This window comes from Amaricoccus sp. W119, assembly GCF_047275745.1.
In the GTDB taxonomy this organism is placed as follows: domain Bacteria; phylum Pseudomonadota; class Alphaproteobacteria; order Rhodobacterales; family Rhodobacteraceae; genus Amaricoccus.
Genome location: NZ_JBKQWU010000084.1, coordinates 1 through 9,761, shown reverse-complemented (window position 1 = coordinate 9,761; position 9,761 = coordinate 1). Strand labels below are relative to the sequence as shown.

10 protein-coding genes and 2 pseudogenes are annotated in these 9,761 nt (G+C 68.7%); all 12 read right to left on the bottom strand.

The window, feature by feature from the left end:
- Positions 1–180: 180 nt before the first annotated feature.
- Complete coding sequence (locus ACLJK8_RS20610) at positions 181–1,107, bottom strand: ABC-three component system protein (RefSeq protein ID WP_413152239.1); 927 nt, start codon at positions 1,105–1,107, stop codon at positions 181–183.
- A 473-nt stretch (positions 1,108–1,580) separates the two neighbouring features.
- On the bottom strand, positions 1,581–1,748 hold the full coding sequence (locus tag ACLJK8_RS20605) for an N-acetylmuramidase domain-containing protein (protein ID WP_413152240.1): 168 nt from the start codon (positions 1,746–1,748) through the stop codon (positions 1,581–1,583).
- Between the two features lie 91 nt (positions 1,749–1,839).
- A pseudogene (locus tag ACLJK8_RS20600) lies at positions 1,840–2,238 on the bottom strand (N-acetylmuramidase domain-containing protein); the annotation flags it as partial.
- 100 nt (positions 2,239–2,338) lie between these two features.
- The gene (locus tag ACLJK8_RS20595) at positions 2,339–3,076 is read right to left on the bottom strand and encodes a DUF2793 domain-containing protein (protein WP_413152238.1); all 738 of its coding nucleotides are present in this window, start codon (positions 3,074–3,076) and stop codon (positions 2,339–2,341) included.
- Between the two features lie 12 nt (positions 3,077–3,088).
- Positions 3,089–4,213: a hypothetical protein gene (locus tag ACLJK8_RS20590; protein ID WP_413152237.1), complete on the bottom strand. Its 1,125-nt coding sequence runs from the start codon at positions 4,211–4,213 to the stop codon at positions 3,089–3,091.
- A complete protein-coding gene (locus ACLJK8_RS20585; protein ID WP_413152236.1) occupies positions 4,210–5,400 on the bottom strand; it encodes a glycoside hydrolase TIM-barrel-like domain-containing protein in 1,191 nt (396 codons plus the stop codon). The genes ACLJK8_RS20590 and ACLJK8_RS20585 overlap by 4 nt, the downstream gene beginning before the upstream one ends.
- On the bottom strand, positions 5,369–5,710 hold the full coding sequence (locus tag ACLJK8_RS20580) for a glycoside hydrolase TIM-barrel-like domain-containing protein (RefSeq protein WP_413152234.1): 342 nt from the start codon (positions 5,708–5,710) through the stop codon (positions 5,369–5,371). The genes ACLJK8_RS20585 and ACLJK8_RS20580 overlap by 32 nt, the downstream gene beginning before the upstream one ends.
- A 1,407-nt stretch (positions 5,711–7,117) precedes the next feature.
- Positions 7,118–7,588, bottom strand: a complete 471-nt coding sequence (locus ACLJK8_RS20575; protein ID WP_413152233.1) for a peptidase — start codon at positions 7,586–7,588, stop codon at positions 7,118–7,120.
- The gene (locus ACLJK8_RS20570) at positions 7,585–7,905 is read right to left on the bottom strand and encodes a phage BR0599 family protein (protein WP_413152232.1); all 321 of its coding nucleotides are present in this window, start codon (positions 7,903–7,905) and stop codon (positions 7,585–7,587) included. Before ACLJK8_RS20570 ends, ACLJK8_RS20575 begins: the two co-directional genes overlap by 4 nt.
- The gene (locus tag ACLJK8_RS20565) at positions 7,877–8,464 is read right to left on the bottom strand and encodes a DUF2163 domain-containing protein (RefSeq protein ID WP_413152231.1); all 588 of its coding nucleotides are present in this window, start codon (positions 8,462–8,464) and stop codon (positions 7,877–7,879) included. Before ACLJK8_RS20565 ends, ACLJK8_RS20570 begins: the two co-directional genes overlap by 29 nt.
- Positions 8,461–9,087 (bottom strand): TIGR02217 family protein, encoded by a 627-nt coding sequence (locus ACLJK8_RS20560; RefSeq protein ID WP_413152230.1) that lies wholly within the window; start codon positions 9,085–9,087, stop codon positions 8,461–8,463. Before ACLJK8_RS20560 ends, ACLJK8_RS20565 begins: the two co-directional genes overlap by 4 nt.
- A 130-nt stretch (positions 9,088–9,217) precedes the next feature.
- Positions 9,218–9,591, bottom strand: a pseudogene (locus tag ACLJK8_RS20555) (transposase); the annotation flags it as partial.
- Between the last annotated feature and the right edge of the window lie 170 nt (positions 9,592–9,761).

Sequence of the window (9,761 nt, the reverse complement as noted above, 5' to 3'; positions counted from 1 at the left end):
GGACTACAACGAAAACCACCCGCACTCAGGGCTGAAAATGCGCTCGCCCCGCGAGTTCATCGCAGCTGAAACCGCAACCGCCTGAGTGTCCGGTGAAATGGGGGCAAGACCACTGGGCAACAATGACTGCCCCGATTCCGGAGAGACATCGCTCCGGCGGCAGATGCTTAGCAGGCAAGATCATTCGGCTGCCTCTGAAGAGCCAGGGTTCTCGAAGATGTCACAGCTTTCAAACAGGTAGGAGAGTAGGCTGGATGCCGCCACTTGGCGCGGGATTTGAACGTCCGCCGGGCCAGCGACGAAACGGTACAGCTCTGACAGGATCGTATCCGGCGCAAGCGCCTGCGCCTTCAGCTCAGCGTAACGGTTCCTGAAGACCCGAGCGACGGCTTCACCACGCATCGGGTCGGGATGGTTCTCAAAATAGGCTCGGATATGGGGTGTGTTGATCAAGCCAGCCCGCAGCAGCTGCCGTGATGATCCACAAAGTTTGTTGAAATCCAACTTTTCCGGTGAGACAGGGGCGACATCTCCGGGTGGAAGTTCCACGAAGTCGATAGCAGTGATGATAGCAGCGACCAGGTCGCGCACGTCGCCGAGCTGAAGATGCTGATAATCGCTGTTGCGGGCGACAGGTCCAACAAATTTCGTCCGATCAGCTTCGGTAAGTTGTCCCATGATCTCTTTGATCTTTGCGGGACCAAAGAAGTAGACCGACAGCTCAGGATTAGCTTCGGAGATCGCCTTATGCTTTAGCGTGGCCTCGACGGGTAGGCCTTCCACGATGTTATGCGCCATGTGCCAACTTTTCATGATCGCGCTAAGGTGGCGTCTAGCCTTGGCGAGATCGTCGTCCATTTTCGCTAGAAGATGAGAGACAGAGCCCGCTGCTCCGTTCTGCGCCCCGTAGCAGGCAAAGACGGCACCGTCTGACAGCCGATAGCCATCACACCCGTTATCTCCTAGAGCTCCGTATGGCTTCACACGTACGAAATCGTCGCCAAAACGCGCTTCCATCAGATCGCCGATAAAAGTCTGAAATGCATTCCCCTGACAGACTCGCAGCTTCAGTTCGAGTTGCCAGTGCCAGCTACTATCCTCGCTCATGACGCGCAGCAGTTAGCACTGGCCGACACTCAGAGATCGGTCCGCCATACGCGCCACTTGGAAGGGCGCTCTGTGGACCACACAACGGTTGCTCGAAATGAGCAACCAGGTAGGCTGACGCTTCGCTAGCTGTGTGACGGTCTGCACGCCTCTACGAATAACGCAATGCTGCACGTCAAGGTAGTTGTCTACGGAGGAGCTACCCGCCGCAGTTTGCCTCACGTTGTTCATGCGCCTGTCCCCCCAGAGCACATTTCGCCCGCCAGCTGGCAGCTCGTCACGCAGATTATTCTGACGTGCAAGCACATTCTCTACGTGCGATGGTAACATTTGCGGTGCTCGCCTCAAGCGGTTATTGCCTGCCGTTCACAGCTGAGGGGCCGAACGGGTCGGTCTGTCTCGGATCTGGACCAGCGGTCGAAGGCGATCGCCGGCGCTTCCCGAAGTTTGCGCGTCTTTGGACCTTGATCGCGTCAGCGGCGCAGCGCGGGTGAGGCTGTGACGCTCCGCCGCCGGTAGGCCAGCTCGATCCGCGCCGCGTAACCCGCGACATTCGGGGCACCATTGTAGCGCGCCGCGAAGCCGCGCCAGTCCCCTGCGCGGAGGGTCGNGCTCGATCCGCGCCGCGTAACCCGCGACATTCGGGGCACCATTGTAGCGCGCCGCGAAGCCGCGCCAGTCCCCTGCGCGGAGGGTCGCCGCCAGTCCCCAGCGCTGGATCAGCGCGACGAAGGCGTCGACCTGCGCGCCCTCGTCGTCGGCCATCGCCTCGACCATCGCCGAGGCCGAGGCAAAGCCCGCCGCGCCGGCGTTGAAACCCATGATCTGTGGCCCGCCCCAGCTTGTGGCGCGGAGCGCATCATCGGGATCCGCCGCGAAGGCGGCGGTGAACTTCGCCTCCCGCGCCAGCGACGAGAGTAGCGCGCTGGTGCGCCAAGTCCCGGCCGGCTTCCGGAGCTTGTGCGGCTCGAAGCGTCGCTCGAGCGATCCGTCGGCGCGGAACGGTCCTCCGGAGCATTCGACAGCCCAGACGGCCCGGATCGCCGCGATAGAACAGTCGAGCGCCTCGGCGGCGCGCACAAAATCCTCCGGCGCCGCGCGGCGCGCGGCTCCGATCCAGTAGCATGTCATGATGGCACTCCAGGGAGAGACCTGTCGGGGACGGGCCGGGTGGTCAGGTCAAAGCGGATCGATCACGGGCCGCGAGCCTTGATCGCTCGCGCGCGGTTCGTCAGGGCGCGGCGCAGGTCAGGAAGCGGATGGCGATCCGCACCGCGCCGACGGTGAAGGCGCCACCGGCCGCTGTCAGCACCACGGGCGTGTCGGCGTAGACCGCGGTCGGACCGATGACGCCGATATTGGTCGACCCCGCCGCGATCCCGAGCAGGCTTCCGAACTTCGTCGCCTCGCCGGCGATGCCGCAGGAGAACGAGGTCGCGCCCGTGATCGCCGTCGTCACCCGCGTGGTCACGCCGAGCAGGATTCCCCGGTTCGGGACGGTGATCGACGGCTCGACCGAGGTGCCGGAGAGCCCGGAGATCAGCTGCTCGCGCACCGCCATGCCGGTGCTGAACCCGGCCGGGCCTGTCGCGACCTCAACCTCGGCGCCTCGGGCGATCAGCCCCATCGCGGAGACGAGGTCGGTCCAGGCCGAGCCGGTCCAGACCAGCGCCACGGACTCGGCCTCGACCCAGCAGATCCAGCCCGGGCGCGGAAGCAGCCGAACCCAGGTCCCGTCGGAGAACATCGCGACGCTGCCGTCCCAGCCGGCCCAGAGGCCGGTGGCACCGCCGGCGACGAGGTAGCGCGCACCATCGGCGGGACTGGACGGCGGCGCCGTCCGGTCGCGATCGACGACCGCGAGCTGGACCAGCTCGTCGAGGAGCCGCAGCGCCTCGTTGTGGGTGACGTGCTTCTGCGCCTGCGAGGATGCGAGGTAGGGCAGGAGGAGGTGGGTCGAGGTTGCCATGCTGATGACCTCTCAGAAGATCAGGGTTTCTCGGGTGGGGGCGCCGCGCCCGGCGACCGGCGCGATCTGGAAGATCGCAATGTCGAGCCGATCGCCCGACCCGAGCGGCGCGCCCCAGTCGGCGACCTCGTCGGCGGCGGTGTAGGTCACGCGGGTCGCGGTCGCCGAGAGGATTCGCAGAACAATCGCACCATCGAGGATGTCGACCTCGTAGGCCTCGACCTCCTCGCCGAGCGGAACCTTGCCCCGGCCCCAGACATCGGCGGCGGGATCGCGCGACCGCCGGATCCAGTCGATGACGAGATCGCCGACGGCGCGGCCGCGCCGCCAGGGCTGCGCGACATGCGCCCCGGAGAACGGCTCGGCGCCAGCGCCACGCGACGTGAACGCGACCTGGGCGTAGGAGGCATGGCCGACGCCCTTGCTCGCGGGACCGACGCGCCAGAAGGCGGGCACGCGGACCGCTTCGGCCGGGATCGGGAGCTCGGTGAGCGCCGCGTCGAGCACGACGATCCGCGCGCCGGCGGCGACCACCGGTGCCATCGCGCCCTCGGTGCCGCGCTGGCCGCGCAGCAGCCGGGTCAGCCGGTAGCGGCCAACTGCTACCAGCTCGGCCGTACCTGCCTGGACGACCTCCCAGGTGCCGGGCGCGGTCTCGAGCGCGAGCGCGTTGCCGCCGGCGAAAAGGACGGTGTCGCTGATGCTGGTGAGTTCGCCCCAGCCGAGGTCGAGGGTGAGCGCGTTGGCGCGGTCAAAGCGGTGCACCGGGCCGGCGTAGAGATCGAAGGCCAGCGTGCCGATCCTGGCCCGGCGGTTGAGGGTCGTGAGCAGCGCGAAGCCTTCCTCGGGATCCTCGCTCCGAGTGACCGCGAGCCGGCCCGGCCAGGGATCGGAACTCGCCGCGAGCAGGGGACGGTACGGCGTGCTCGTCTCGGTCAGCACCGGCAGGTCGAGGAACACGAGCGTTGGTGCCGGAAACAGCACCGGCCGCGTGAGCTTTGCCCCGCGCGTCGCAAGCGGTGGCAGGTCGCAGGCGGCGCGATCCTGGCGGGTTGCCTCGATGCGCCGCGCGGCGCCATCGGTGATGCGGCCGAGCCGCAGCTCCATGTCGCGCCCGTCGTGCTCGAGCGCGATCACATCGGTCGGATCGAGCGCGAGCCGCGACGGGGCAGGGCCAAGCTCGCACTCTCGCGTCCGGCCCAGGTTTCGGCGAGCGCGCGGCGGCAGCGGCGATCGGCCTCTTCGGGGGCGACCACGATCGGAAACGTCTCGCTGGCGATCCGCGCCGAGTCGACCGTGGCGCGACGCGCCTCGACCACCACCGCGTCGTATTCCTCGTCGTCGCGCGCCAGCTGCCACTTCAAGGCTTGCGGGATCTCGCTCTCCTGGCCGCGCACCAGCTCGAGCACCTCCGCGGTATCGCCGGTGCGGACCAGCTCGTCCGGGCTGATCCGGAGCGCGGATGCTTGCCCGCGCGAGACGAAGCGGAGCACGCCCTTGGTCTCGCAGGCGTCGAAGCCGAAGTGCCGCGCCAACATCGCGATCGAGGTGCGCGGCGACTCGATCCCGGTGATGACATAGCCCCGCGCGGCGCCGTGGAGGTCGCCGACGTCGAGCCGCGCGTCGGGCAGCCCGGCCGCGCGGCAGAGTTTTCGGACCAGCGCGCGCAGCGACACCGCGCCCAGCCGCCCGGTCAGCCAATGGCCGAGGCGCCAGTTGCCCCCGTCGGACCACACCTCGGTCAGCGCCGGGAAGTGCGGCCAGGGCCGCGCGTCCCAGGACCAGACCACGCTCTCGCCAAGGTCGAGCATCCGACCGCCGTAGAGCGGAGAGACCGGATTGCGCGCCGGGTCGCCCCAATGCCCGAGCACCGCCTCGAGGTACGCCCGCTGGATCGCATCGTCCCTCCAGCCGCGCGAGAAGTAGGGGACGAAGCTCTCCGAGGATTTCGGGTCGACGAAGACGTTGGGCTGGTTGGTGCCCCGGTCGATCGCCGGACAGCCCAGCTCGGTGAAGCGGATCGGCTTCGAGCACGGCAGCCAGGGCGTGGGCGCGCCGGCCTCGATCCCGCCCGGCCGGTCGACATGCGGGTTCGACCACCAGGCGACCAGTCCCTTGGGCCGGAACACCCAAGGCTTGCCGTGCGCGCCGTCGGTGATCGGCGTGCGGGTCTGCGCCGCGCGATCCGAAGCCGAGGCGTAGTACCAGTCGAAGCCCTCGCCGCCGGCGACGTTGCCGCGCAGATAGGCGGCGTCGTAGATCGAGCGCGCGCCGGCCTGGGCGTCGAGATGATCATGCCCGTCGCGCCAGTCGGAGTGCGGCATGTAGTTGTCGATCGATGCCGACGAAGCTGATGTTCGGATCCGCCCAGAGTGGATCGAGGTGGAAGCGGACGTCGCCGGAGCCATCGTCGGGATGATGCCCGAAGTACTCCGACCAGTCGGCGGCGTAGCTGATCGCAGTGTCGGGCTCGAGAATGCCGCGGACATCGCTCGCGAGATCCACGAGCGCCGCGACGGCGGGATAGGTCGACGCGTCGGAGCGCAGGGTAGTGAGGCCGCGCAGTTCGGAGCCGATCAGAAAGGCGTCGACGCCGCCGGCCGCCGCGCAGAGATGCGCGTAGTGCAGGATCATCCGCGCGTAGCCCGCATCGGCGCCGCCGGTCCAGGCGACGCGCTGACCGGCGACGGCGAAGTCCGTCGGCCGCGCCGCGCCGAAGAAGGCGGCGATCTGGGTTTCGGCGGCGGGCGTCTGGTCGACCGACCAAGCATAGCCTGGTGCCGGCGAGCCCGTGATCCGGCCGCGGCAGGGAAAGGCTGGCTGGCCGGTCGGTCGCGGCGGCGGCGTCGGAGTAGGGATCCGGCAGCGCGTTCCCGGCCGGCACGTCCATCAGAACAAACGGGTAGAATGTCACACGGAAGCCCCGGCGCCGCAGATCCTGGATGGTTTGGATGACCGAGCCGTCGGACGGCGTGCCGCCATAGACCGGGTTGTCCTCGACGCGCGAGATCAGCCAGGCCTCGGCGCGGTCGAAACCGCTGACCTCCCAGCTCACAGGCTCTGTGTCCCGCGCGACCTGCTCGACGCCGGGCAGGATCGCGCAATGACCGGCGCGGAGATCGGTGCCGAACCAGCTTACCACCAGCGACACGCTCTCGACCTTCGGCGCCAGCGCCTCGAGCTGGTCGAGCGAGACCAGCAGATCCGCCCGGTCTTCGGCGGCGTTGGCGTTCACGGCGCCGCGCTCGGTTCGAACGACGTCGGTCGCATAGGCGAACTCGCCGGTGGCCGGGATCAGCGTCACTGCCCTGACCATGCCCTCGGCGATGTCCGGATCGGGGATCGGCGCGAAGACCTCGAAGGTGAGCTGCGGCAATCGGTTGCCGAACTCGCCGAGGGGCAGATCCTCGAACACCGCGTAGGCGGTGCCGCGATAGGCGGGGGTCGCGGTGGCGCCCAACGCGGCGATGATCGCGGGATCCGGCTCCTGGTCCTCGGAGCCCGGATACCAGCGCCAGGTCAGCGCGGTGGTGTCGAGCAAGGCGCCGTCGGCCCAGATCCGGCCGATGCCGGTGATTCCCCGCCCTGCCGGGCCTCCTCCGCCTCCATCCTCTCCACTGGAGAGGATGGTCCCTTCGGGACCGGCTCCGGAGCCATCACACACGGCGATCGCGAACGGCGCCGAATAGGCATATTCGGTCGTGGTGACCCGGCCGCCGCCGCCCTTGCCGCCCTGAGAAGTCTCGCGTGTCTCCTCGCGGAAATCCGTCGCCCAGATGATATTGCCGCCAACCCGCGCGGTGCCGTGGACGCGCGGGATCACCGCGCCCTCGGTCGCCGAGGTGATCCGGGTCGCGTCGAGCCGCGCGCCCTCGGTGCGCTGCCCGGGCTGGAGCGATGCGATGACCCAGGAATCGACCAGGCCGCCGAGGGTCGAGCCATTCATGCCACCGAGGCTCGCCGCCGAGAGGCCAAGCAGCGAGCCACTGAGCGCGCCGCCGAGCGCGGTGCCGGCGGCGCCGAGAAGAAGTGTCGCCATGGTCAGGTGGTCCGCTCAGGAAAGAGGAAGACGAAAGCGAGACGCCGCCGCCAGGCCAGCGTCAGCTTCTGCTCGATGACGCCGAGCCGCTCGCAGGCATGGATGAAGGAGGTTTCGCCGGTCAGGTTCCCGACGTGCCGTGCGACGCCGCCGTCGCGCAGCCGGAAGAGCACCACAGCACCTGGCTGGAGATCGGTCAGTGAGATCTCGATCATCCGGGCGCGGGCGCCCTCGGCCAGCACCTCACGCGCCCCGATCTCGCTCCAGCCTCGGCCATAGGGCGGCACGTCGGCCGGCTCGGACCCAACCACGGCGCGCCAGACGCCGCGCGCGAGGCCGAGGCAGTCGCAGCCGACCCCGGGCACGCTCGTCTGATCGTGGTATGGCGTGCCGAGCCAGGCGCGGGCGGCGGCTATGACCCGCGCCGGATCGGCGGGGATGGCATCATCCCCATTCACCGATCGAAGTGTCACAGCGGCTCTCCGCTGTTCGCGGCGCCGGGCTTCGCATAGCGCAGCACGGTGTCCTGCCCGGGGATATGCGGAAAGCCGCGGAAGTTCGCGATGTTGGCGAACTTCGAAGCGCAGGTCGCGGCGGTCTTGTCGCAGCCGGCGACGAGGGTGAAGCCGTCGCCGCGGCGATCCCGCGCACCGGCGCCTCGAGCAGCGTCAGACTGACGACGACGTCCTTCGCGTGCAGCATCACCTCGGCGACGCGGCCGGCGTTGGCGCCGCTGGTCCAGGTCAGCAGGCCGTTGTGAATCAGCTCTCGGCGAAAGCGCCGAGGCCATTGGCGACAAAAGCGCGATCGCCGAGGATGTCGATGACCGCGCCGGCGCCGGCGTGGGCGGGCGTCGCGAGATCGACCCTGCAGCGGTCGTCGCCGAGCCCGCGGTCGCAGGCGTATTGGAACGAGCGGCCGACCGGCTGGTCGAGCAGATGCGTGAGCGACCGCATCTCGGCGGTGAAGGCGGTCCGGCCCCGGCGAATCTCGCCGATCACGCCCCGCCGCATCAGCACGCGCTCCGATGCATCGCGCCAGTTGACGCGCCAGACCTCGACCTCGGCGCCGTCGTAGCGGCCGTCGAGGATGTCGGTCTCGGTGATCCGCTCGGACGAGAGCACGCCCTCGGCATCCTGCGCGTCGACGCCGAGATCGGAGCCGGCGCGGATCTCCGAGGCGGTGAAGCCGCCGGAGGGCTCGAACTCGGTGCCGGCGAAGGCGAGCGCGACGTCATGGTCGGTGAAGCCCAGCACCGCGCCGTCGTTCCGGGTGAGCTTCCAGCACCAGCAGAGCGTGGTCGCGCCGCTGGCGAGATGGGCGGCAAGGCCGGGCGGGAGCACCTTCATCGCCGCACCTCTATGAGCGGGATCGAGCTGATCGAGCCGAGCCGCTCGATGTTGAGCGTGACGTCGAGCTGGTTGGTGTCGAAGCGGACCGGCACGTCGAACTGGAAGCCGGCGGTGATCGCGACGCCAGGGGCGGGGGCCGCGTCGAAGGTGACGATCCCGGTCGCGACCTCGAGGCTCCAGCCCGCGAGCTGCTCGACGCCTTCGACCGCGATGCGCGTCGTGCCCGAGACGGGCTTCTGAATCACCCTCGTCCAGCTGTGCGGGCCGGAGCGGTAGAGCTTGACGAGCTGGAAGGTCGTGATCGCGCCGTCACCGATGCCGAGCGGCTGGTCGGTCGGCTCGGTGACCGCGAGCGGCGCGCCGGATTTGTAGTCGGCCCAGTCCTTGAAGCGGAAGCCGTGCAGCTGACCACCGCGCGCCTCGAAAAAGGCGACGACGCGGGCGAGATCGTCGGCGTCGCGGATGCCATAGGCGACGTCGTAGACCCGGCGCGAGTTGGCCCAGGGGCTGTTGCGCTCCTCGTCGCCCGAGGCGAGCTCGACGATCTCGGTCAAGCGCCTCGGCCCGCCGCGCGCGTTTCGGCTGATGTTGTCCGGAAACCGGATCTCGTGGAATGCCATCAGGTGCCCCTTCGTCCCATGGCGATCGCGCGAGAAAGATCCGCGGCGATCTGCGTGCGCGACTGGCGGAAGCTCCGCGCGTCCCGCACGCCGTTGAAGGTGACGACCGTCGGGCCGGCGCCAAAACGAGCACCCGCCGCGCGGCGGCGCGCAACCCCTTGTGGTCGTCGGCGATCACCAGTTTCACGCCGCGCAGGCCGCGATCGGCGAGACCACCGAGGAACCCGGTCCGGAAGGGTGAGGCGGAAAATGGCAGGCGTCCGGTGGACGGCCGCCCCGCCGAACGCCTCCGAAGGTCCGGTGGCGAAGCGGTGATGGCAGCCTTCTTGGCCTTCCCGGCCTTCAGCAGGCGCTGACAGGCTGCCTTGATATCGCTGTTGAAACGGATCGGGACGAGGGCCGGCATGCAGATTGCCCGCCATCGCGGACCTTGATGTAGGTGGCGTCGAGCCAGAGGCAGGGCCACGCACCTTCGAGCGGGCGGGCGAGGAAGGCGCTCACCTGTATAAGTCAGCACTTGATCTGACAGACGATGTCCTGAAGCTGAGGTGAGAGGCGAGGCCGGGCGTGGAGCGGTTGGGGTGGCGAAACGCCCGGCTTCGGCGTTTGGAGGGACGATGACCAGGGATCAGCAGATCATCCGGGCGAAGGTGGGGCTGCTCGAACTCGCGAAG